Annotated in this window: 25 protein-coding genes; 15 read left to right on the top strand and 10 right to left on the bottom strand. The window is 70.2% G+C overall.

Going from position 1 to position 22,532, the window contains the following annotated elements; translation table 11 throughout:
* Window positions 1-408, top strand: a 408-nt coding sequence (locus VKV26_20965; GenBank protein ID HLZ72383.1) for a zinc-binding dehydrogenase, incomplete at its 5' end; no start/stop codon positions are given.
* Window positions 409-510: 102 nt separating this feature from the next.
* On the opposite strand, the gene VKV26_20970 is transcribed toward VKV26_20965, so the two are convergent.
* Window positions 511-1,194: a TetR/AcrR family transcriptional regulator gene (locus tag VKV26_20970; GenBank protein HLZ72384.1), complete on the bottom strand. Its 684-nt coding sequence runs from the start codon at window positions 1,192-1,194 to the stop codon at window positions 511-513.
* An 82-nt stretch (window positions 1,195-1,276) separates the two neighbouring features.
* Between VKV26_20970 and VKV26_20975 the strand changes: the two genes are divergently transcribed.
* Window positions 1,277-2,758 (top strand): MDR family MFS transporter, encoded by a 1,482-nt coding sequence (locus VKV26_20975; GenBank protein ID HLZ72385.1) that lies wholly within the window; start codon window positions 1,277-1,279, stop codon window positions 2,756-2,758.
* 169 nt (window positions 2,759-2,927) lie between these two features.
* On the opposite strand, the gene VKV26_20980 is transcribed toward VKV26_20975, so the two are convergent.
* The 5 genes from VKV26_20980 to VKV26_21000 all read right to left on the bottom strand — a co-directional run bounded on the left by VKV26_20980 (window position 2,928) and on the right by VKV26_21000 (window position 6,460).
* Window positions 2,928-3,482: an L-2-amino-thiazoline-4-carboxylic acid hydrolase gene (locus tag VKV26_20980; protein HLZ72386.1), complete on the bottom strand. Its 555-nt coding sequence runs from the start codon at window positions 3,480-3,482 to the stop codon at window positions 2,928-2,930.
* Window positions 3,483-3,571: 89 nt separating this feature from the next.
* Entirely contained in the window at window positions 3,572-4,765 is a 1,194-nt protein-coding gene (gene queG, locus VKV26_20985) for a tRNA epoxyqueuosine(34) reductase QueG (GenBank protein HLZ72387.1), read from the bottom strand.
* Window positions 4,766-4,768: 3 nt separating this feature from the next.
* Window positions 4,769-5,329: an NUDIX hydrolase gene (locus tag VKV26_20990; protein ID HLZ72388.1), complete on the bottom strand. Its 561-nt coding sequence runs from the start codon at window positions 5,327-5,329 to the stop codon at window positions 4,769-4,771.
* A 46-nt stretch (window positions 5,330-5,375) separates the two neighbouring features.
* The gene (locus VKV26_20995; GenBank protein HLZ72389.1) at window positions 5,376-6,074 is read right to left on the bottom strand and encodes a PIG-L deacetylase family protein; all 699 of its coding nucleotides are present in this window, start codon (window positions 6,072-6,074) and stop codon (window positions 5,376-5,378) included.
* A 65-nt stretch (window positions 6,075-6,139) separates the two neighbouring features.
* A complete protein-coding gene (locus VKV26_21000) occupies window positions 6,140-6,460 on the bottom strand; it encodes a hypothetical protein (GenBank protein HLZ72390.1) in 321 nt (106 codons plus the stop codon).
* Window positions 6,461-6,556: 96 nt separating this feature from the next.
* Between VKV26_21000 and VKV26_21005 the strand changes: the two genes are divergently transcribed.
* From VKV26_21005 to VKV26_21045, 9 genes are all read left to right on the top strand, one after another.
* Window positions 6,557-6,874 (top strand): AbrB/MazE/SpoVT family DNA-binding domain-containing protein, encoded by a 318-nt coding sequence (locus tag VKV26_21005; GenBank protein ID HLZ72391.1) that lies wholly within the window; start codon window positions 6,557-6,559, stop codon window positions 6,872-6,874.
* Entirely contained in the window at window positions 6,871-7,155 is a 285-nt protein-coding gene (locus VKV26_21010) for a type II toxin-antitoxin system HicA family toxin (GenBank protein ID HLZ72392.1), read from the top strand. The genes VKV26_21005 and VKV26_21010 overlap by 4 nt, the downstream gene beginning before the upstream one ends.
* Window positions 7,152-7,373, top strand: a complete 222-nt coding sequence (locus VKV26_21015; GenBank protein HLZ72393.1) for a type II toxin-antitoxin system HicB family antitoxin — start codon at window positions 7,152-7,154, stop codon at window positions 7,371-7,373. Before VKV26_21010 ends, VKV26_21015 begins: the two co-directional genes overlap by 4 nt.
* Window positions 7,374-7,518: 145 nt before the next feature.
* Entirely contained in the window at window positions 7,519-8,640 is a 1,122-nt protein-coding gene (locus tag VKV26_21020) for a long-chain fatty acid--CoA ligase (protein HLZ72394.1), read from the top strand.
* Between the two features lie 158 nt (window positions 8,641-8,798).
* A complete protein-coding gene (locus VKV26_21025; protein ID HLZ72395.1) occupies window positions 8,799-10,067 on the top strand; it encodes an acyl-CoA reductase in 1,269 nt (422 codons plus the stop codon).
* A 196-nt stretch (window positions 10,068-10,263) separates the two neighbouring features.
* Window positions 10,264-12,105: a translational GTPase TypA gene (gene typA / locus VKV26_21030; GenBank protein ID HLZ72396.1), complete on the top strand. Its 1,842-nt coding sequence runs from the start codon at window positions 10,264-10,266 to the stop codon at window positions 12,103-12,105.
* Window positions 12,106-12,162: 57 nt separating this feature from the next.
* Window positions 12,163-12,657, top strand: a complete 495-nt coding sequence (locus VKV26_21035) for a hypothetical protein (GenBank protein HLZ72397.1) — start codon at window positions 12,163-12,165, stop codon at window positions 12,655-12,657.
* Window positions 12,648-13,436: a dihydrofolate reductase family protein gene (locus tag VKV26_21040; protein ID HLZ72398.1), complete on the top strand. Its 789-nt coding sequence runs from the start codon at window positions 12,648-12,650 to the stop codon at window positions 13,434-13,436. Before VKV26_21035 ends, VKV26_21040 begins: the two co-directional genes overlap by 10 nt.
* Before the next feature lie 179 nt (window positions 13,437-13,615).
* The gene (locus VKV26_21045; GenBank protein HLZ72399.1) at window positions 13,616-13,837 is read left to right on the top strand and encodes a hypothetical protein; all 222 of its coding nucleotides are present in this window, start codon (window positions 13,616-13,618) and stop codon (window positions 13,835-13,837) included.
* Window positions 13,838-14,035: 198 nt separating this feature from the next.
* Here VKV26_21045 and VKV26_21050 read toward each other — a convergent pair whose 3' ends face one another.
* Entirely contained in the window at window positions 14,036-15,835 is a 1,800-nt protein-coding gene (locus tag VKV26_21050) for an acyl-CoA dehydrogenase family protein (GenBank protein HLZ72400.1), read from the bottom strand.
* 129 nt (window positions 15,836-15,964) lie between these two features.
* Here VKV26_21050 and VKV26_21055 point away from each other — a divergent pair, with 129 nt between their 5' ends.
* A complete protein-coding gene (locus tag VKV26_21055; protein ID HLZ72401.1) occupies window positions 15,965-17,155 on the top strand; it encodes an FAD-dependent oxidoreductase in 1,191 nt (396 codons plus the stop codon).
* Here the strand turns inward: VKV26_21055 and VKV26_21060 are convergent.
* Both VKV26_21060 and VKV26_21065 read right to left on the bottom strand, forming a co-directional pair.
* Window positions 17,119-17,739: an isoprenylcysteine carboxylmethyltransferase family protein gene (locus tag VKV26_21060; protein HLZ72402.1), complete on the bottom strand. Its 621-nt coding sequence runs from the start codon at window positions 17,737-17,739 to the stop codon at window positions 17,119-17,121. The two genes, VKV26_21055 and VKV26_21060, sit on opposite strands and share 37 nt — an antisense overlap.
* The gene (locus tag VKV26_21065; GenBank protein ID HLZ72403.1) at window positions 17,739-18,788 is read right to left on the bottom strand and encodes a 3-oxoacyl-[acyl-carrier-protein] synthase III C-terminal domain-containing protein; all 1,050 of its coding nucleotides are present in this window, start codon (window positions 18,786-18,788) and stop codon (window positions 17,739-17,741) included. The genes VKV26_21060 and VKV26_21065 overlap by 1 nt, the downstream gene beginning before the upstream one ends.
* 188 nt (window positions 18,789-18,976) lie before the next feature.
* On the opposite strand from VKV26_21065, the gene VKV26_21070 reads away from it, so the two are divergent.
* From VKV26_21070 to VKV26_21080, 3 genes are all read left to right on the top strand, one after another.
* Complete coding sequence (locus VKV26_21070) at window positions 18,977-19,120, top strand: hypothetical protein (protein ID HLZ72404.1); 144 nt, start codon at window positions 18,977-18,979, stop codon at window positions 19,118-19,120.
* Between the two features lie 285 nt (window positions 19,121-19,405).
* Complete coding sequence (locus VKV26_21075; protein ID HLZ72405.1) at window positions 19,406-20,566, top strand: thiolase family protein; 1,161 nt, start codon at window positions 19,406-19,408, stop codon at window positions 20,564-20,566.
* 154 nt (window positions 20,567-20,720) lie between these two features.
* Window positions 20,721-22,172, top strand: coding sequence for an amidase family protein (locus VKV26_21080; GenBank protein ID HLZ72406.1), 1,452 nt, complete (start codon window positions 20,721-20,723; stop codon window positions 22,170-22,172).
* An 18-nt stretch (window positions 22,173-22,190) separates the two neighbouring features.
* On the opposite strand, the gene VKV26_21085 is transcribed toward VKV26_21080, so the two are convergent.
* The gene (locus tag VKV26_21085) at window positions 22,191-22,466 is read right to left on the bottom strand and encodes a hypothetical protein (protein ID HLZ72407.1); all 276 of its coding nucleotides are present in this window, start codon (window positions 22,464-22,466) and stop codon (window positions 22,191-22,193) included.
* Window positions 22,467-22,532: the final 66 nt, after the last annotated feature.

A 22,532-nucleotide genomic window follows, 5' to 3' on the forward strand; every position in this document is an offset into this window, starting at 1 on the left:
ACCGATGCGGTGAAGGCGATTCGCGACATGACCGGCGGCGGCGTGGACTACGCCTTCGAGGCGATCGGGCTAAAGAAGGCCGCCGAGCAGTGCTTTGAGTGCCTCAAGAACGGCGGCACGGCGACGATCATCGGCATGATCCCCGTGGGGCAGAAGGTGGAGCTGGACGGGCCATCCTTCCTGCGCGAGAAGAGGATTCAAGGCACGATGATGGGGTCGAACAAGTTCCGCATTCATATGCCGCAGTACATCGAGTTCTACCGGCAGGGGCGGCTGAAGCTCGATGAGATGATCACGCGGCGGGGGAAGCTGGAGGACGTGAACGAGGCGATGCGGGCGATGAAGGCCGGCGAGGTCGCCAGAAGCGTCCTCATCCTGGATCCGGCCGCGGTGCCTGCGCATCGCTGATCGAGAGCCGGAGGCGAGAACGCGGCTCCCCGCAGGTTCAGGCAGGCGTCGCCGGCGAACTGAGCTTCGATCCTTGCGGTCTGGCGCGCGCAGACGGCGAGATCAGGAACGCGCCCTCATTCCCGGCTGCGCCAGCAGGCCGTGCGCCAGTACCTCGCCCAGCGCCGTCGCCATGCGCACGGGCAGCGGCTCCGTGGTGCTGCCGCCGGCACTGCCCGCGCGGAAGAGGCCGGTAGCCGCCGAGATCCCGAAGAGGATGTAGGCCAGCGCTTCGGCGTCGCCGGGCGCGAGCGTGCCGTTCGCCATGCCCTGCTCGATCGCCGCTTGCAGGGCGGTCACGCTCTTGAGAAACACGCGCTCGTGTACGCGCAGCTTCACCTCGGGCAACTCGGCGGCAAGCTCGATGATGATGCGGTGCAGGCCGACGAACTCCGAGTCCAGCCCGCGACGCACGACGGCTTCCGCCGCCTGCCGCATCGCCTGCGCCGGGTCGGCGTGCGCGGCCGACGCGATCGCGGCCGCGATCGCGTCGGCCAGGTCGGTCTCGCTCTTGCGTTCGAGCAGGGCGGTGAACAGCTCTTCTTTGTCGCCGAAGTTGTTGTACAACGTCTGCTTGCTGACGCCGGCCTCTTCCGCCACCCGCTCCATCGTCGCGCCGCGGTAGCCGTCGCGCAGGAAAACGCTGCGCGCGGCGTCCAGCAGATGTTGCCGCCTGGCCGCGCGCCAGTCGCCGCCCGCACCGGCCGTTTGGCCGGGGGGCGACCCGCCCGATCGATCCGTTGACAATCTGGACTCCGCGGTCTAAATTGCAGAAGTTGGACCGAAGGGTCCAATAATCAGTCTACCATCCTGCCGGAACGGTGCAACCATGACCCGACTGCGCAACGCCCCCTACAAGTGGCTGGTGGCCGCCGCCTTCACCGTCGGCCTGTTCATGGACCTGATGGACCTGACGATCGTCAACGTAGCGCTGCCGGTGCTGGGGCAGAAGCTCAAGGCGGACAGCAGCGGGCTCGAATGGGTGGTCACCGGCTATCTGCTCAGCCTCGCGATCTGGATCCCCGCCTCGGGCTGGATCGGCGATACGTTCGGCACCAAGCGGACCTTCATGTTCGCCCTCGCCATGTTCACCGTCAGCTCGGCGCTCTGCGGCCTCTCGCAGAACATCGAGCAGTTGATCGCCTTCCGCATCCTGCAGGGCGTCGGCGGCGGCATGATGACGCCGGTGGGCACGGCGATGCTCTTCCGCGCCTTTCCGCCCTCCGAACGGGCCCGCGCCTCGCTCGTGCTGACCATCCCGACGGTGATCGCGCCGGCGCTGGGCCCGATCATCGGCGGCCTGCTGGTGGACGACGTGAGCTGGCGCTGGATCTTTTATGTGAACGTACCGATCGGCGTGATCGGCTTCTTTTTCTGCTGGCTCTTCCTCAAGGAGCACACCGAGCCGCGGAGCGGCGCCTTCGACCTCTGGGGCTTCGTGCTCTCCGGCGGCGGGCTGGCGCTGGTGCTCTACGCGCTCTCGAAGGCGCCGGAAGACGGCTGGACCTCGGCCACGGTGCTGGGAAGCGGTCTCACCGGCATCGCCTGCTTCGTCGCCATGGTGTTCGTGGAGCTGCGACGCGCCCAGCCGATGCTGGACCTGCGGCTGCTCGCGGACCGCATGTTCCGCAACGCCAACATCGTCTACTTCACGGCCTCCGCCAGCCTGATCAGCGTGCTCTTCCTGCTGCCGCTCTTCCTGCAGTCGCTGCGCGGCTACTCCGCGGTCGAGACCGGCGTGATCCTGGTGCCGCAGGCGCTGGCCGTGGTGCTGTTCGCCCAGCTTTCCGGCCGGCTCTACCCGACGGTCGGTCCGCGGCGGCTGCTGATCGTAGCGCTGACGCTGTTCGCCGTCAGCTCGGCGATGTTCCTCTGGGTTGACCTGGGAACGAACGTCTGGTGGATCGTGGGCATCATGTTCATCCGCGGCATCGCCATGGCCTTCACCTTCATTCCGCTGCAGGCGGCGACCTACGCCACGATCACGCCGCAGGACACGGGCCGCGCCTCATCGCTGTTCAACACCAACCGCCAGGTCAGCTCCTCGTTCGGCGTGGCGATCCTGGCGACGGTGCTGTTCGACCGGGCGGCGCACTACGGCCTCAAGGCGTTCGCCCCGCAGTTCCTGCGCACGCCGCTGGGCCAGCACGCCGGTCTGCTCGGCTTCCACGACGCCTTCTTCGCCGGCGTGATCCTCGGCGTGATCGGCGTGGCCTTCGCCTTCCTCATCCGCGACGAGGACGCCGCCGCGACCATGCACCGCGGCGCGGGCGAGCGTGCGGCGACGCCGGCGGTGGCAGCGGGGCACTGAGGCGAGACGGGCGGCGGGCCCTCACCCTCACCCCCTTACCCCTCTCCCTCTCCCAAGCCTGGGAGAGGGAGAGGGGCGATCCTGGGGAGGAAGTTCCGGGTAGGGTCGAGTTAGCGACCTGGGGCAGGGACGCGCGGGGGCGCCCTGCCGGCCGCTTTCACGGCGTCGGTCAGGTGGACGCTTGCTGGCCCTCCGGCGCGGCGCCGGCGGTGCGGTAGCGGAAGTCGCAGAACTCGGCGCCCTGCATGATCGTCTGCGTACGCGTCAGGCCGATCGCCGGGTTGAAGCCGCCAACGTTGGAAAAGTCGCGGTTGCAGGAGAGGATGCCGCCCAGGTCGCCGGCGCCCAGCGCCCGGTACATCTCGGCGAAGCGGCAGCGGCGCACGTTGAAGCCCAGCCGCTCCTCGTTGCGCTCCACCAGCTCGATCTCCAGCGCCCCGCCGCCGCTGAAGGCCTGCATGTTCTCCGAGAAGGCGAGCAGGTCGTTGCGGCCCTTCGCCGCGGCCGACTGGCGGCCCTGTTCTTCAGCTACCTCGACGATGACTTTGCGCGCGATCGCGTTGGCGCGCTCTTCCCCGATCTCCTGCTGGAAGGCGCGGATCAGCGGCACGATCACGCCTGCCTCGATCCGCCGCCGTTCGATCAGCGTCAGCTTCTTCACCGCCTGCTGCAGCAGGGCATCAACATCGAGGGCGTCGGCTTGCGGCTGCGGTTGCGTGGTCATGGTCACTTCTCCTCTGGTTGGCGCACGAACGGCTGGCGCGGCTGAGCGGACGGTAGCGCCTCACGGGGCTGCGCTGTCAAGCGCGCGGCTCAGCGCCGCCACGGCCCCGCGAGCCAGGCCGCCGGCGTGGAGAGCACGCCGTCGCCGTCCGCCGCACCGCTCGCGCCGGCAAGCGCCGCGGCGATCTCCTCCAGCACGGCGGCGTCGCGCTCCCGCTCCTGCGCCTGCGCCAGGGCGGCACGCCCTTCGGCGCCGCCGATGCGGCCCAGCGCCCAGGCCGCGTGGCCGCGCACGATCGGCGCCGGATCATGCGCCAGCGCCGCGCTGAGCGCCGGCTCGGCCCGTGCGTCTCCAAGGTTGCCGAGCGCCACGCAGACGTTGCGCGCCAGTCCGGCCCGTTTGGCGCGCATGATCGCCCGCCCCTGGAAGCGGGCGCGGAACCGCTCCTCCGTGAGCGCGAGCAGGCCGGTCAGTTCCGGCAGCGCCGCATCAAGCGTTGCCGGCGAGAATTCCGGCAGGCTGGCCCCTTCGTGGCCGCCGCCAACCGGGCAGACGTCCTGGCAAAGGTCGCAGCCGAACACCCAGTCGCCCAGCAGCGGTCGCAGCTCGTGCGGAATCCAGCCGCGGTTCTCGATCGTCTGGAAGGAGATACAGCGGCGGTTATCGACGACGTACGGGCCGCTGATCGCGCCCGTGGGACAGGCGGCGATGCAGCGTGTGCAGCCGCCGCAACTCTTGGCGAGGGGCGCATCCGGCTCCAGCGGCGCCGTGGTCACCAGCTCGGCCAGCAGCACCCAGGAGCCGAGTCCGGGCAGCAGCAGGTTGGTGTTCTTGCCGAACCAGCCGATGCCGGCCCGCGCCGCATAGGCGCGCTCTGCCAGCGGCCCGTAGTCTACCAGCCCGCGCGAGCGCCCGCCGCAGCGTTCTTCGATGAAGGCGGCGAGGCTGCGCAGCTTCTTCTCCAGCACGCGGTGATAGTCGCGGCCCCAGGCGTAGCGCGCCACACGGCCGCGCAGCCCCACGATCGGCTCATCCGGCGCGTACTCCGTCTTGTAGGGCGCGGCCAGCGTAATCACCGAGGCCGCGTCATGCAACGCGCGCCCAGGCTCGGTGGCGCGGTCGGCGCGGGCGTGGTTGAACCAGGGCAGACCGTCGTACATGCCGAGGTCGATGCGCTCGTGGAAGACGAAGCGGGCCGCCGCGTCCGGCTCAGCGAGGGCGATGCCGACGGCCACGAAGCCCAGCTCCCGCGCCCGCGCCTTGATCGCCGCGCTCAGCTCCACCGCTCAGCCACTTTCCCGGTCGGCGCTGCGTTCTGCCGCACCGGCGCCGTCGGCCGCGGCGAGCCGGCGCCAGGCGTCGAGCACCGCCGCGTCGGTCTGGAAGGCGAGCGGCGGCAGCGCCTCCGGCGCGAAGTAGCGCACGTCGAGGCATTCGTCGCCGCAGACCGGCGGCTCTTCACCGGCCTCGGCGGCGAAGGCGATGAAAACGACGCGGCTGCCCGGCTCCTGGAAGACGCCCAGCAGCGGACCGACGCGCACGCGCACACCCGTCTCTTCCCAGGCCTCGCGCGCCGCCGCCTCGACGACGTTCTCGTAGGCGTCGACAAAGCCGGCGGGGAAGCTCCACATGCCCATGCGCGGCTCGTGGTTGCGCCGCGTCAGCAGGATCGCGCCGCTGCGCGTCGCCACCACGCCGACGCCGACCTTCGGGTCTTCGAAGTGCACGTGGCCGCAGGCGGGGCAGACCGGGCGCGGGCGGCCGAACGCCTCGCGCTGCTCCAGCGCCGCGCCGCACTCGATGCAAAAGCGCGTTGTCACCGTCTCCGGCATGATTTCACGCTGCACCGGTCTGCTGCTTCGGTCTCGCCGGCGGCAGGTGTTGGCGCGGCGCCTAGCCCCGCATCTGCACGCGCCGGAACGACTCGACCAGACGCCCCTCGTCGTTCTTCCAGCGGTCGCGCACCGACTCGCGGAAGCCCTCGCGACGGGCAAACTGCGACATGTGCCGCATCAGCGCCTCGATCTTAACGTCGATCACTGCTTCGATCTCGACCTCGAAGTTGGGCGTGTTCGAGCCCCAGATATAGATGTCCAGCACCTTGTGCGGCTGCAAGCCCTCAGCGATCTGCTCGGGGAAGTTGAAGATGTCGCGCGCCGCCGGGTAGATCGCGTCCAGCGTCACCTGGCCGGTGACGCGGTGGTCGGTGTGGTTGATGAAGCTGTCGCGAATGATCTGCTCGGTGCTGTGCGTGAACACCGCGTCCGGCCGCAGCGTGCGGATCTGCCGCACCACCCAGCCCAAAAACTCGCGCGTGGGCTGCAGCTCGCCGTCGATGCCGTCGTAGAAGAAGCAATCGACCACGCCCAGCGTCTGCGCGGCCTGGCGCTGCTCGGCGCGGCGCGATTCGATCAGATCCGCGGGATTGACCTCGGCGTTGGCGCTGCCCTTGCTGCCGTTGGTGCAGACCAGGTAGTAGAAATCCCAGCCCTGCCGCGTCCACAGCGCCGCCGTGCCGCCCGCGCCGAAGTCCGGATCGTCCGGGTGCGCGCCGACCACCAATGCCGTCTTCCGTTCGCTGCCGTTCGCCATGCCGTCCTCCGTTTGAGCCGGCCACGTCGCGGCCAGCTCAACAGGTGTCTCTTGATTAAGAGTACCTACGACGCAGCACGGAAGGCCACCCACAGCAGCGGCACAGAGCGCGCGTCAACCACGAGCACGAGCAGGCCGGCGACGAGTGGCCAGCCGCTGCCCTGGCGACGGCGGAAGAGCAACACGCCGAGCGCGACCGAAGCTGCGAACGCCGGCAGCGTGGCGACGATCGCGGCCGCGTACTGTACCGCTGAATAGTGGATATCTAGAGTCGGGGAGGCCGGCGGTAAGGCAATCAGTAGCAGGAGGCCGGGGCCAAACGCGAGCGCGATCCAGAGCAGGCTCAGCTCTCCTACCTTCTGCAACCCGCGCAAGCTGGAGGCCATACGACCGCTCAGCCTCGATCAAGTGCCTGTATAAGCCGTCGCTACGATTCTACGCCGCGAGCGCGGCTGCTATCCTCGCAGCACAGGAGCTGAGCCATGCCGTACGCCAGGCTGGACCGCAAGGATCGCCTCTATCTGCCCCGGTCCGTGCGCGAGGCGCTCGGGCTGGGCGATGGTGGCGTTGTAGCATACACGATCGTCGATGGCGAGCTACGGGTGCGCAGGGCCGACGACGCAGATGCCGGCTACGGTGCGGCGGTATGGCGCGCGATGGAATGGGCCGACGCGCACCCCGAGCAGTTGCGCACGCTGGAACAGGTGATGGACGATCTCGGAATCACGCAGGCGCAGTCGGACGCGGTCGAGTTCCAGCGTCGCGCGGCACCCGCCGGGCAGGGGCATGCAGTGAGGTGAGCGAAACTCGCGACGGGGGAAGCCGTCGCCGGCGGCTGCTGGCACGCGTCCTCAGCGGTGCAGCAGATCGTACGATCCGCTTCGAGGCGCTGCGCACGCTGCTCCTGAGTTTGGGCTTCGAGGAGCGGATACGGGGCAGCCACCATATCTTCACACGCGCGGGCGTCGTCGAGATTCTCAACCTTCAACCGCAGGCTGGAGGACTGGCGAAGCCCTATCAGGTGAGGCAGGTGCGCCAGGTGATCGTCAACTACAAGCTCACAGGAGCCGGAGCGCCGTGAACAGCTCGCCGTTCAAGTACGAGACCATCATTTACTGGAGTGAGGACGACGCGGCCTTCATCGCCGAAATGCCGGAACTGCCGGGGTGTGCGGCAGATGGCCCGACACCGCAGGAAGCGCTGGCTACCCTGCAGGTGGTGGCACAGGAATGGACCGAGACGGCGCGCGAGTTGGGGCGAACCATCCCCGAGCCGAAAGGCCGGCTCCTTTTCGCTTGAACCGGTCGCACTGAGCGCTACTCGCCGACGACGATGTGGTCAGCCACCAGCCGCGCTCCGGTGGAGACGGCGGTACAGCGCTTCTCGTCCCGCTGAGCCGAACTGAGCCGCGTGCTATCCTCAGGTCGGAGGGCCGCCGCACCCTATGCCGCGCGATCGGTTGCTGCAAGCGCTGGAGCAGCGCGTCCTTGCCGTCATCCACGGCGGCGCCGGCGTGCCCATGCCCGACGACGCCTTCAACCACCTCGCGCTCGACGTCTTCGCCATTCAGTACGCGCGCAACGAGCCATACCGCCGCTACTGCGAGCTGAAAGGCGCCGCGCCGGCGACGGTGCGCGACTGGCGCGAGGTTCCGGCCGTGCCCACGGCGGCCTTCAAAGAGCTGCCGCTCACCTGTTTCCCGCCGGACGATGCCGAGCTGGTCTTCACCACCAGCGGCACGACGCAGGGCGGCCGCCAGGGCACGCACTACCTCGCTTCGGCAAAGCTGTACAACGCCTCGCTGCTGGCGCACTTCGAGGCGGCGCTGCTGCCCGACGGCGCCCGTCCGCCGGCGCTCGTGCTGGCGCAGTCGCCGGCAGAGCTGCCGCACTCCTCGCTCTCGCACATGTTCGGCGCGATCGAGCGCGAGCTGGCCGAGGACTGCGCCTACTACGTCGACGAGGCCGGCCTGCACGCGGACGCGCTGGCCCGCGACCTCTCGCTGGCCGAGGCGGAGGCGAAGCCGGTGATGCTGCTGGGCACGGCCTTCGCCTTCGTCCATTTCCTCGATGCGTGCGCCGGACGCGGCCTGCGCTGGGCGCTGCCGAAGCGCAGCCGCCTGATGGACACCGGCGGCTTCAAGGGCCGCTCGCGCGAGGTGCCGCGCGATGAGCTGTACCGGCTCTACCGCGAGGTCTTCGGCCTGCAGGAGCAGTACCTGGTCAACGAGTACGGCATGACCGAGCTGTGCTCGCAATTCTACGACGCCACGCTGATCGACCACGAGGCGCGGCGCCGCCGGCCATTGCGCAAGCTGGCGCCGCCCTGGTGCCGCGTGCAGGCGCTGGACCCGGAGACGATGCGGCCCGCCGCCGAGGGCGCGACCGGCGTGCTGCGCTTCTTCGACCTCAGCAACCTCTATTCCGTGGCGGCGGTGCAGACGGAAGACCTCGGCCGCACCGTGGCAGACGGCTTCGAGGTGCTGGGCCGGGCGCAGGGCGCCGAGGCGCGCGGCTGCTCGATCGCGCTGGACGATCTGCTGCTCGCGCAGCAGCCACGCGCATGACGCCGCTCGACCTATGGTATTTGCCGCCCGGGCTTTCGGCCCTCATCCCCCGGCCCCTTCTCCCAATCCTGGGAGAAGGGGAGATCGATCCGCGGGATCCGGGGGCTGAAGGCGGGTTACGCAGGCTCGCCGTCTCGCCGGAGCTGGTGTGCGCGGCCGTGGCCGCGCTCGACGGGGCCGCGCCGCGGCTTCGCAATATGCCGGTGTGCGAGATCGTCGCGGCGATCGATCGGGCGTTGGCGTGCTGGCGGGAGCCTGGCGATCCGGGCCGCGCGGCGCTGCTGGAGCACGGCCCGGCGCTCACCGGCTACTCACGCGAGACGCTGGCTTACGCGATCGACCACATGCTGCCCGAGTTTGGCGAGCATGGCTTGCGGCGGCTGCTGACCGCCGAGCTCGGCGACCCCGCGGCGCTCGACGGCTTTGTGACCTCAGAGAACGGTCCACGGCACATGGCCCGCGGCCCCGGCCGCCAGGTGCACGTTTTCGCCGGCACCGTGCCGACCGTGCCCGTCTTCAGTCTGATCTGCGGCCTGCTGCTCAAATCGCCGGTGCTCGCCAAGCCGTCCTCGCACGATCCGCTCATTCCAGCCGTCTTCGCGCAACTGCTCGCCCGCGTCGAGCCGCGCCTTGCCGGCGCGCTGGCGGTGCTCCCGTGGTCCGGCGGCGACGAACCGCTCGAGCGCGAGGCGCTGGCCGGCGCGGGGGCCGTGATCGTCTACGGTTCGGCTGAGACGGTCGCGACGTACCGGGCGATGACGCCGGCGACGACGCGCTTCGTCGGCTACGGCCACGCGCTCTCCGTCGCCGCCATCGCCCGCGAGGCGCTGACGGCCGGGGCAGCGACGGAGACGGCGCGGCGGCTCGCCTGGGACGTGGCACTGTTCGACCAGCGGGGCTGCCTGTCGCCTCAGTTCGCCCTGCTCGAACGCGGCGGCGAGACGGCGCCGGAAGCCTTCTGCGAGCTGCTCGGCGCCGAGCTGGACGGGCTGCGTTCGCGCCTGCCGCGCGGTCCGCTGGACGCCGCCGGCCACGCCCGCGTCCGCGCCGTGCGCGAGGCCGTGCGCTTCCGCGCCGCGGTCGAGCCGGGCGTGCGGCTGTGGGAGAGCGCCGGCTCGACCGACTGGACCGTGCTGCTGCTGCCACGTCTTGACCCCGGCAGCGGTGGCGAGCACCGCGCGATCGCGGTCGTGCCGGCGGACGACCTGGCCGCCGCCCTGCCCGCCGCCTGCGCCGGGTTGTCAATCTCCTGTATCGGCCTGGCCGCCACCCCGCAACGCACGCGCACGCTCGAGCCGGTGCTCTCGCGGCTGGCCACGCGCATCTGCCCGCTCGGCCGCATGCAGGAGCCGCCGATCACCTGGCGCCACGACGGCCGGCCGAACCTGAGCGACCTCACCACCTGGGTGGAGATTGAAGGCGGCTGAGCCGTCGCAGCGCAGCCGCGTGGACGAGCACCGGCCGGCGAACTGTGCTATCATGTGAAGGACATCACCAGGGATTGCGCCGCATGAGAGCGGCCCGCGCAGCCCCGAGACGTTCGGGGCTTTTGTCTGCCCCGCGGAGGCGCCGCCACACCGCGCGGGACGGCAGGGCGCTTCGAGCCAAGGACTGAACCGTTTTATGACCGACGCCACCCGGCAGGACATCCGCAACGTCGCGATCATCGCGCACGTCGACCACGGCAAGACCACGCTCGTCGATGGCCTGCTGAAGCAGTCACACGTCTTCCGCGAGCACGAGCACGTCGGCACGCTGATCCTCGACCGCGGCGACCTGGAGCGCGAGAAAGGCATCACCATCCTCGCCAAGAACACGGCGGTGATGTACGGCCAGATCAAGATCAACATCATCGACACGCCGGGTCACGCCGACTTCGGCGGCGAGGTCGAGCGCGTGCTGAACATGGCCGACGGCTGCCTGCTGCTGGTGGACGCCGTGGAAGGGCCGATGCCGCAGACGCGCTTCGTGCTGAAGAAGGCGTTTGAGATGGGCCTCAAACCCATCGTCGTGATCAACAAGATCGACCGGCCCGCCGCGCGCGTGAAGGAAGTCCTGCTGATGACGCAGGATCTCTTCCTCGACCTCGCCACCGACGAGGCGCAGCTCGACTTCCCCGTGATCTACACGATCGCCAAGCAGGGCACGGCCACGCTCGACCCGAAGGTGCCCGGCGCCGACCTGCGACCGCTGTTCGAGGCGATCGTGCACCATATTCCCGCGCCCGTCACCGACGCCGAGGCGCCGCTGCAACTGCTGGTCACGACGCTCGACTACGACGACTACCGCGGCAAGATCGCCGTCGGCCGGCTGTTCCGCGGCCGCATCGCGCCCGGCGACCCGGTGGCGCTGATCAACCGCGAGGGCGAGATCTCGCGCCATCGCATCAACCAGCTCTTCATGACGCGCGGCCTGGAGCGGATCGAGCTGGCCGAGGCCAGCGCCGGCGACATCGTCGCGGTCACGGGCATCGACAGCGTCGGCATCGGCGAGACGATCGCCGCGCCGGACAACCCGGAGGCGCTGCCGCCGATCGCGGTGGAAGAGCCGACGGTGAAGATGACGTTCGGCGTCAACACCTCGCCCTTCGCCGGTCGCGACGGCCGCTTCGTCACCAGCCGCCAGATCCGCGAGCGGCTGCTGCGCGAGCTGGAGACCAACGTCGGCCTGCGCGTCGAGGACACGGACAGCGCCGAGACGCTGCTCGTCTCCGGCCGCGGCGAGCTGCACCTGGCCATCCTGATCGAGACGATGCGGCGCGAGGGCTACGAGTTCCAGGTCTCGCGGCCGGAGGTGATCACGCGCCAGGTCGACGGCAAGACGATGGAGCCGACCGAACACCTGGTCATCGACGCGCCGGAGGCGTACGTCGGCTTTCTCACCGAGTCGCTTTCCAAGCGGCAGGCGCAGATGGTTAATTTGCAAAACGACGGCCGCGGCGGCGTGCGCGTCGAGTTCAGCATCCCCACCCGCGGCCTGATCGGCTTCCGCAACGCCTTTCTCACGGCCACCCGCGGCGAGGGCACGATGAGCAGCCTGCTGATCGGCTACGAGCCGCTGCGCGGCCCGATCGGCGGCGAGCGCAACGGCACCCTGATCGCCGCGGAGGACGGCGTGGCCGTGACCTACGGCCTCAACAACGCGCAGGAGCGCGGCGACACCTTCATCGAGCCGGGCACGCAGGTCTACGAAGGGATGATCGTCGGCCTCAACAGCCGCGACAGCGACCTGGCCGTGAACGTCTGCAAGCAGAAGAAGCAGACCAACATCCGCTCATCCACCTCCGACATCGCCGTGCGGCTGACGCCGGCCGTGATCCTCTCGCTGGAGCAGTCGCTGGATTTCCTCGCCACGGACGAGCTGCTGGAAGTGACACCCAAGTCGCTGCGGCTGCGCAAGCGGCTGCTCTCCGCGCACGAGCGGGCGCGGGCCAAAGGCAAGCAGCTCGTCGCCAGCGAGGCGTAAGCAGCGCGGGACTGGGACTGATCTGCGGCTGTGCTAAGCTGAGCACGGGCGCCGGCGATGAGCACTCTCAACCGCGAAGACCTGACCGCTGTCGAGCAGACATACCTGGGCGTGCTGGCGCTCGGCCTCGTTTCGGCGGACCAGGCGCACGACGACCGCTTCCGCACGGGCGGCATCTGCGCTCGCACGCAGGCGCTGCTCGAAGCGGCGCCGGCCGAGCGCTACCTCGACGGAGACGGGCAACACGCTGCACCGCCGTTCCGCGAGGCGCTGCGCGAGGCGATCATCGAGCTGGACCGCAAGGGCATCATCGGGCTCGGGCCGCCGCGCGATCTCGTCGTGCTCACGCCCTCGCCGGAGTCGCGCGAGGCGGCCTACGCCACGCTGGACATCGACCGCAATCCGCCGATCTTCGACCGCTACCTGGCGCAGCGCTGCATGGATGCGCTGCTCTCGCGGCCGGAAATCCATGCCTACCTGATGGGGCTGTACGCCGACAGCAGCGACGTCTGGCACGAGCTGTATCAGCGGGGCAAGACGCAATGGCGTTGAATCCTGATGCGGCCTGGCGTTCAGCGGCCGCCGTGGCGGGCCACTACGCGGAGCTCGAGCTGCCCCCGCCGCCGCCCGATCGCCCGTTCGTCTACATCAACATGGTCAGCTCCGTCGACGGCAAGGCGACGGTGGACGGCTCCGAGCGCGGCCTGGGCAGCGCCGACGACAAGCGCATGATGCAGGAGCTGCGCTCGCACGCCGATGCCGTGCTGAACGGCGCGGCGACGCTGCGCATCAGCGGCTCCTCGCCGCTGATGCGCGACGCGGCCCTGCTCGCCCGGCGCCGGCAGCGCGGTCAGGCGGAGCAGCCGATCGGCGTCATCGTCAGCCGCCGCGGCGCGCTGCCGCTGGACGCGCCCTTCTTCACCTCGGCGAAGTTCGAAGGCGCCGTTGTCGTCACCGAGGCGGCGACGGAACGCCAGCGCGCCGCGATCCGGGCGACGGGCCGGCGCCTGATCGTCGTGCCGGACGAGCGGGAGAACGGCGCCGCGATCGTGCGGGCGATCGGGCGGGAGCTGGGTGTGCGCCGGCTGCTGTGCGAAGGCGGACCGACGATCAACCAGACGCTGCTGCGGGCCGGTGTAGTGGATGAGCTGTTCCTGACCTTCGCGCCCTGGCTTGTCGGCGGTAAAGAGAACCTGACGATCCTGGAAGGCGAGCCGTTTGGCCGCGAGACGATGCCGCGGCTGCGCTTCCTGCAGGCGCTGCACGACGAGGCCACCGATGAGCTGTTCCTCCACTACGCCGTGGCAAGTAACGAGCCGCCGAACCGCTAACTCGCTCGTCGCTCGGGTGTCTACCAGCCGGAGGAGCGCGGGCGCGATCGATCCAACCCGCTGCGTTGCTGGGCGCGGTATAGGCGTGGCAAGTGGGCCGGCGTAGCATGGAGGCAGAGCTGGGGCCCCAACCGGCACACCCGGCCAGACCGGGCCGAACCTACCAGGAGCACGCATCCATGTGGTACACGCTGGTCCGTTTCAAGGACGCCCCACAGCACATCACCGGCGTCTCGCAAACGCGCACAGCGGCAGAGGCGTTGGTGTTGATGGATACCTGGGAGCGGGAGTTCCCGGACCAGACCACGGTAGTCTTCGACCCGAAGAACGCGCCCGTCACCCGCAAGACGCTCGCCGAAGCGCAGCCAGCTACCAGCGCCGCCGAGGCACGGCCGTCCTGATCGTGGCGGCGGTGCGGCCGCCTTCCGGCCGCGGCAATCTACTCCCTATGGGTGATGAGCGCCGCGCGAGCCGCCCGCAATACTAGCTGCGTAATCTCACGGTTCGGCGGGGTGCCGTGAGACGCAGCAAGAGGGAGCGGCAATGCCGCTCCCTCTTGCTGTCTGTTGAACCCATCGGCAAGCGGGCAAGCACGGCGTTCAGCCGGCCACGCCGGCGAGCAGCGGCGCGGCCGCCCGCGCCGGCACATTGCCCCCGCGGATCAGTGGCTCGAACCAGGCGAGCGCCGTCGTGTCCGGCGCGGCGAGTTCCTCCTCGCCGCCCGAACGCAGGTTTGCCCGCAGGTAGCGGGCGGCGAGCAGCAGCTTGCGGAAGCCGCGGCCCGCCGCCGCGTCCACGTCCGCTTCTTCCAGCAGCAGCGCCGCGGCGTTGAGGTGAAAGAGCTTGCGCGCGATACCGTCCAGCGCCAGCTCGCGCCCCGCCGGGTCCAGCGCGTGCCAGCGCTCGATCCACTGGCGCAGCCGCACCGTCGCGTCGCGCACGCTGCCTGCCGCGCCCGCCAGCTCGGCCACCCGGCAGCCGTCGACGCGCTGCTCGATGTCCTGAAGCAGCGCGGTGTGCGCCTGTTCTTTCGACATCGCCCGGGCGATGTCGAGCAGGATGACGTTGCTAGAACCCTCCCAGATCGAGCCGAGGTGGCTGTCGCGCACGAGGCGGGCGTTCACCCAGTCCTCGATGTAGCCGTTGCCGCCGCGCACCTCCATCGCCTCGGCCGTGACGTAGCGGGCGCGCTTGCACAGGTACCACTTGGCCAGCGGCGTGAGGATGCGGATCAGCCGCGCGTCGAACGCCGAGCCGGTGTCGGCGCGGCCGAGCGCGGCGCCGGCCTGCAGGACAACGGCCAGCGCCGTCTCGCTGTCGAGCAGCAGCTCCAGCAGCTTCTCCCGCATCAGCGGCAGCTCGGCCAGCGGTTTGCCGAAGGCGACGCGGCCGCGGGCGTGCACCAGCGCCTCGAAGTACGAACGGCGCATCATCGCCGCCGCGCGCATGGCATTGGAGAGGCGTGAGGCGCTGACCATCTCCATCATCTGCTTGAAGCCGCGCTCCAGCGGCCCGACCTGGTAGGCCAGCGCGCCCTGAAACGTGTACTCGCCCGAGGCCATCGAGCGCGAGCCGAGCTTGTCCTTCAGCCGGTTGATCGTGAAGGCGTTCTGCCTGCCGTCGGGCAGCACGGCCGGCACCAGGAACAGGCCCAGCCCCTTCGTGCCCGTCGGGGCGCCCTCGGGCCGTGCCAGCGTCAGGATCACGTCGGCGCCGGCGTTGGAACAGAACCACTTGTCGCCGTACAGCCGCCAGCCATCGCCATCCCGCCGCGCGACGGTGCGTGAGGCGCCGACGTCCGAGCCGCCCTCCTTTTCGGTCAGGAACTGCGCGCCCTGCCAGAGCGAATCAAGGTCCAGCGCGGTGAGCCGCGGGAGAAACTGTTGCTTCAGATCGTCGTCGGCGAACAGGTCGAGCGTGCGGGCCAGCGAGTCGGTCATGTTCACCGGGCAAAAGAGGCCGAACTCCGCCTGGATCAGCACGTAGGAGAGCGCATACTTCATCACCGCCGGCATGCGGCCCGGCCAGCCCAATGCACCGTCGCGGTGCGAGACGGCGGCCAGGGCGAAGCGCTCGAAGGCGATGCGCTCCATCTCGCGGTAGGCCGGGTGCTTCTCCACGCGGTCCACGCGCTGCCCGCGGCGGTCGTACCGCACGAGCTGCGGCGGGTTCTTGTCGGCAATCATCGCCAGCCGGTTCAGCTCGCCCCCGGCCGCCTCGCCGGCGTCCGTGAGGATACGCTCGGCGTGGGCGAACTCCGCCGGCGTCAGGTACCGGCGTAGGGCACGGCCGAGGTTGAAGTCTTCACGGTAGAAGTTGGCGCCGTCGCTGTCGGGCATGGCGCCGTAGGCGGGCGCCGGCTCCGGCGCGGCCCCCGGCCGGTCGTGAATCGCGGTCATCGCCTGCATCCTTCCGCTGCATGCGGATCGTAGCACAGCGCAGACGGTCCTCCGCTCGCGGTGGTCAGGCACAGGGCATACGATGTCGCCAGCGGGCGACATGCTTACCGCACCGCGAGGAGCCGGGCGATGGCCGAAAAGACGGACGTGATCGTGGTGGGCGCCGTCGTCGTCGGCGCCAGCACCGCCTTTCACCTGGCGCGGCTTGGCGCGGGCCGGGTGACGGTGATCGAGCGGCGCTGGGTGGCCTCCGGCAACACGCGCAAGTCCGGCGCCCTCGTGCGTATGCACTACACCGACCCGCACCAGGCGCGGCTGGCACTCGCCAGCCTACCGTACTTCCAGCACTGGGCCGACCTGGTCGGCGGCGACTGCGGCTTCCGCCAGACCGGCTACCTGATGGTCGTCTCGCCGGAGAACGCCGAGCGGCTGCGCCAGAACGTGGCCATGCTGCAGGGCGTCGGCGTGAACACGCGCCTCGTCTCGCCCGGCGAGATCCGCGAGCTGCAGCCGCACGCCTCGATCGAAGGCATCGGCCTCGGCGCCTATGAGCCGGAGTCCGGCTTCGCCGACGGGCGCAAGACCGCCGAGGCCTTCATGCGCCGCGCCGTCGATCTCGGCGTGACCCTGCGCGAGGGTGTGGCCGTCACCGGCATCCGCGTGGCCGGCGAGCGCGTGACCGGCGTGGAGACCTCCGCCGGGCCGGTGGACGCCGATGCGGTCGTGATCGTCGCCGGGCCGTGGTCGGTGGCCCTGCTCAAGGGCGCGGACGTTGATCTGCCGATCACGCCGCGCCGCGCCGAGCTGGCCTTCGTGCGCCGCCCCGCGTCGTTCGGCGACGAGCACATGGTCTTCATGGACAACGCCGCCGGCTGCTACTTCCGCCCGCATGCGGGCCTGCTCAGCGCCGTGGGCACCGGCCGGCGCGACTACGAGGTCGTCGCCGATCTGGACAACTACGACGAGCGCAACGCGCCCGGCTTCATCGAAGAGTCGCTGGCCCGGGTAGCGCGGCGCCTGCCGGAGATGCGCGAGGCGGCATACGAGACGGGCCACGCCGGCGTCTACGACATGAGTCCGGACGGCAAGGCGATCCTCGACCGGGCGCCGGGTGTGGGCGGCCTCTACATCGCCGCCGGCTTCAGCGGCACCGGTTTCAAGAAGTCGCCCGCGGTCGGCGCCTGCATGGCCGAGCTGGTGACGGAAGGCGCCGCCCGCACCTGCGCGATCGCGCCCTTCTGCTTCGGCCGCTTCGCCGAGGGCCAGCCACTCAGCGGCAACGATTACCTTGAGACATCGGCGCCGCCCGCACGGACCTGAACGGCAAGGTGACGCGACGGCAGCCGCGGCAGGAAGCGCGGCTTGTCGCCCATGCGCTCGCTGTAGCCGGGAATCTGCGCCAGCAGCCGCTCTTCGGCGCGAATCCGCTGCGCCAGCACCAGCGCGTTCGCCGCGCTCAGCGCCGCCGCCGAAAGCGGCGCCGTGCCCGTCAGCGGCAGCGCCGCCATCTCCGCCGCCACGGCGACGTAGTTCGGGTGGCGAATCAGCCGGTACGGCCCCGAATCGACCGGAGTGAGGTCCGCGGGCACGGTCGCGCGCACGTTCCAGCCGTCGCCCAGCGAGCGGATCACCCAGAGCCGCAGCGCCGTCGCCGCCGCCAGCAGCGCCAGCGCCGGCACGGCGAGAGCGGGCCGATCGCGCCGCGGCCGCAGGCGGCGCTCAGCCAGCGGCGCGACAAACAGCGCGACGTGCAGCGCCGCCATCAGCGGGAACGTTCGCCGGCCGGCCGTGCCCAGTGGCGCCGCCGAGCGGCGCAGGTTCCGCCGCGAGATCAGCAGCTCGGCCGATCGCTGCGCCGCGCAGAGCAGCACGAGCAGCACGTAGGGCCGGTCCCAGCGCCGCATCAGGCGCGGAACCGCAGCAGCGCCAGCTCCAGCGAGAGGCCGGGGCCGAAGCCGGCGAGCAGACCGAACGAGCCATCGGCCGGCGGGGCGCAGCGCTGCAAGTAGTCGAGGATGAACAGCACCGAAGCCGACGACTGGTTGCCGAAGCGCTCCAGCACCTGCCACGAGGGCGCCGTCAGCCCTTCCACGCCGAGCGCCGCATCGACCGCGCGCAGGATCTTGGGCCCGCCGGGATGAATGCAGGCGAAGCCGAGATCGCGTGTCGCTAGCTGGCTCTTCGCCAGCAGTTGCGCCGTCGCCTCCGCGAACGGCTCGGCCAGCAGCGCGGGCACGTCCTTGCTCAGCACCACGTAGAAGCCGCCCTCGCGCAGCTCGAAGCCCATCTCGTCCAGTGTGCCGGGCAGGATGCGGCTCGCCGTAGCAACGATTTCAAAGCCGGGGCCGTCGTCCACGCGCAGCACGGCCGCAGCGGCGCCGTCCGCGAAGACGAGCGTGGAGACGAGGTTGTCCATCGAGGCGTCGCCGGGCTGGAACGTGAGCGAGGGAAACTCGGCGGCCACGACCAGCGCCGTGCGCAGGCCCGGCGCGTGCAACAGCTCGACGGTGCGCGCCAGCGCCGCCGCTCCGGCCAGGCAACCCAGCTCCGTGATCGGCAGGCGGCGCACATCGGGCCGCAGGCCAAGCGGCGCCGCCAGCCGCGCGTCGAGCGAAGGCAGCAGATAGCCCGTGCAGGAGACGCTGACGATCAGATCGACCTCGGCGGGCGCAACACCGGCCGCTGCAAGCGCGGCCCGCGCAACGCCTTCGCCCAGCTCATCGGCTGCGGCGGTGTAGGCGCGATTGCGTTCGTCCAGCGGCCGCGGCACAAGCACCGTCTCGACCGGCGCGGCGATGTAACGCTCGCGCACGCCGCAGTGTGCGGCCATGCGCGCCAGCAGCCGCGGGTCGGCGCCGTTGGCGGCGAAGGCGCTCATCGCGGCGGCTTGAAAGGCCGCGGCGTCGAGGTGGTAGGGCGGCACCGCGGTGCCGAGAGCCACGATGCGCGCCATGTGCACCTCCGCCGGGCGCAGACGAGCGATGCGAGGCCGGCGTCGCCGGCGATCGCCGGCGGCTGCGTTCACGGTAGCACAGGGCATGGCGCTGGCTCGTACGCCTGCTCACGGCTTGACCGCCGCGCGAACGATCGGCGTAAGCTTGAGCGACGTTAGCCGCGATTCAACCGGCGCCGGGTGGACGCATGACCAGCAGCAACGTGATTTACGCGATCATCGGCACCTGTCTCGCCGTGCTGCTCACGGCCGGGCTGCTCGCGCTGCGGCCGGCGAGCGGCGACCCGACGATTCAGCCGGAAGGTGAGCCCGACCCCGGCAAGCACGGCTAGCGGCTGTTATGCACTCGGATTCCCACTTGGCGGTCGAAACACGCGGTCACCTGCGACACGACACCCATTGGCGACCGCTGCGCAGGCTTCGAGCCATGGCCGCTCCTCAGCCAGGGGCCAAGACTCCGCCGTACGCGGGACTATTCGATCATTCGCAGCGTGGTAAGTGCGGCGAAGTTCATAACAGGCTCTAGCGGCGCTTGCCGTTGGAACCCGCCTCTGCTTTACAATCGAGGTGTCGCCACAGTTTTTATAGCAACCGCTGCGGCGGAAAGAAGGAACAACATGTCTGACGTCGTGATCGTGAGCGCGGTTCGCACCGGCATGGGCAAGCGCAACGGCAGCCTCAGCGGCGTGCATCCCGTGACGCTCGGCTCGACCGTGCTCAGCGAGGTGGTCGAGCGCGCGGGGCTCAAGAAGGAGCAGGTCGAGTACATCGTCTTCGGCTGCGTCTCGCAGGTGGGCGAACAGGGTGTCAACGTCGGCCGCAACGCCATGCTGGCGGCCGGCTTCCCCTACACGATTCCCGCGACCTCGGTTGACCTGCAGTGCGGCTCCAGCCAGCAGGCGCTGCACTTCGCCGCCAACCTGATCACCAGCGGCGTCTGCGACATCGCCATCGCCGGCGGCGTGGAGAGCATGAGCCGTGTGCCGATGGGCAGCTCCGTGGCGAGTATGCCCGGCCAGCAGCCGTTCACGCCGGAGATCCTCGAGCAGTACGAGCTGACCAGCCAGGGCATCTCGGCGGAGAAGATCGCGAAGCAGTGGCGGATCAGCCGCGAGGACTGCGACCGCTTCGGCGCCCGCAGCCAGCAGCGCGCCGCCATCGCCCGCGCCGAGGGCAAGTTCGCCGCCGAGATCGTGCCGGTGCCGATCAACCGCGAGGGCAAAGCGGAACCGTACACGGACGACGAGGGCATCCGCCCCGGCACCACGCCGGAGACATTGGCGGCGCTGAAGCCGTCCTTCGCGGAGGACGGCGTGCTGCACGCCGGCAACTCCAGCCAGATCACCGACGGCGCCGCGGCCGTGTTGCTGATGTCGGCGGAGAAGGCGAAGGAGCTGGGCGTGAAGCCGCGGGCGCGCATCGTCGCGCAGACGGTGGTCGGCTCCGACCCCGAGCTGATGCTCACCGGCCCGATCGGCGCCACGGAAGATGTGCTCAAGCGCGCCGGCCTCAAGCTCGACCAGATCGACCGCGTGGAGATCAACGAGGCGTTCGCGCCGGTCGTGCTCGCCTGGGAGAAGGAACTGCATCCAGACATGGAGAAGGTCAACGTCAACGGCGGCGCGATCGCCCTGGGCCATCCGCTCGGCTGCACCGGCGCCCGGCTGATGACCTCGCTGCTCTACGAGCTGGAACGCAGCGGCACGCGCTACGGCCTGCAGACGATGTGCTGCGGCGGCGGCCTGGGCACCGGCACGATCATCGAGCGGCTCGACTGATTCGGGGCACTCTGCCAACCATGGCTGAACGGAGGCGGCGCCTGGCGCCGCCTCCGTTGACTGTGCGCGGCACGGCGGTCGGGCTTCCGCGGCCGGCGCGGCGCAGTAGAATTGAGCGCGGCCGCCCGGCCACGGCCGGCGCGAGGAGGATGCGATGACCACCGAGCAGCGCGACGCGCGCACGGACCTCTGCTACCTGGGCGCCGCCGAGCTGGCCGCCGCGATCCGCTCGCGCCGGCTCTCGCCCGTGGAGATCGTCGAGGCGCTGCTGGAGCGGATCGGGCGCGTCGAGCCGAAGCTGAACGCTTTCACGATCGTGCGGGCCGACGAAGCGCGGGCCGAGGCCAGGGTGGCCGAAGCCGCCGTGCTGCGCGGCGACGCGCTCGGCCCGCTGCACGGCGTGCCCTTCACGCTCAAAGACCTGACCTTCACCGCCGGCGTGAAGACGATGCGCGGCTCGCGCGCCTTCGCCGACTTCGTGCCCGAACAGAACGCCGTCGTCGCCGAGCGGCTGCTGGCGGCGGGCGGCATCTTCCTCGGCAAGACCACCACGCCCGAGCTGGGCAACAAGGGCGTCACGGAAAGCCCGCTCTCGGGCACGACCAACAACCCCTGGAAACTGACGCACGTCTGCGGCGGCTCCAGCGGCGGCGCGGCGGCGGCCGTGGCGGCGGGTCTCTGCCCGATCGCGGACGGCAGCGACGGCGCCGGCTCGATCCGCATACCGGCGAGCCTGTGCGGGGTGGTCGGCCTCAAGCCCTCGTACGGCCGCGTGCCGGTCTATCCCATGTCCGGCGGCTTCTCGCCGCTCACGCACAACGGCCCGATCGCCCGCGGCGTGGCCGACGCGGCGCTGATGCTGAACACGATCGCCGGGCCGAGTGCTACCGATGCCTACTCGATCGACGAAACCGGCGTCGATTACGTGGAGGCGCTGCGCGAGCCGTCGGTGCGCGGCCTGCGCGTCGCCTTCAGTCACGACCTCGGCCTCGGTCCGCTCGATTCGCGCGTGCGCGGCCCGTTCGAGCGGGCGCTGCAGCGCTTCGCCGGAACGCTCGGCGCCCAGCTCGAGGAAGCGGCGCCCGATCTCGCCGGCGCGGAGGAGGTGTGCCTGACGATCTGGCGGGCGCAGATGGGCTATGCGGCGAAGACGATGATCCTGACCAGAGTGGGCCGCGACGAGGTCGATCCGTCGCTGCTCGCCTTCCTGGACGAAGGCGAGCAGCTCGGCCCGTTCGACTACTACGAGGCGCTGGTGATCCGCCGGGGCGAGCTGTACCAGCGGGCGATGGCGTTCATGCAGCGCTACGACCTGCTGCTCACGCCGACGCTGCTGACGCCGGCCTTCCCGCACCCCGGCAGCGCGCCCGGCCCGAGCGCGATCGACGGGGCGCCGATCAACCCGTTCCTCGGCTGGCTGCTGACCTATCCCTTCAACCTCACCGGCCAGCCGGCGATCACGGTGCCCTGCGGCTTCAGCGACGACGGCCTGCCGATCGGCCTGCAGATCGTCGGCCGCCGCCACGACGACGCGGGCGTGCTCCGCGCCGCCGCCGCGTTCGAGCAGGCAGCGCCCTGGCAGGATCGCCGGCCGGCGCTGGTGTGATTGTGCCCCGTCGCAGAACTACTCCTGCACAGTGACACGGTGGCCGTGGTCAAACGTGACCGAGAAATAGTCGATGATACCCCGTCCAACCAACGATTCGCCGCCCATGGGTAAGACGAGACCGACGATTGGCGCGAGATGCCCGAGCCGGATTTCTGCCTCATATGCCGCGATCGCCAGTTCCGAGCCATCGGCCAATCGCCAGGTTGTGGGTATCTCTTCACCTATGGGACGAATTAGGTGCTCCGGGACCACCAGCTCACCATCGAAACCAGTGTCGATGAGCGCCTGCACCTAATACATCTCTCCTGCCATCATGAACGTGACCGGCACATACGGATAGATGTTACTGACGAGAGG

This window comes from Dehalococcoidia bacterium (genome assembly GCA_035310145.1).
Classification (GTDB): Bacteria; Chloroflexota; Dehalococcoidia; order CAUJGQ01; family CAUJGQ01; genus CALFMN01.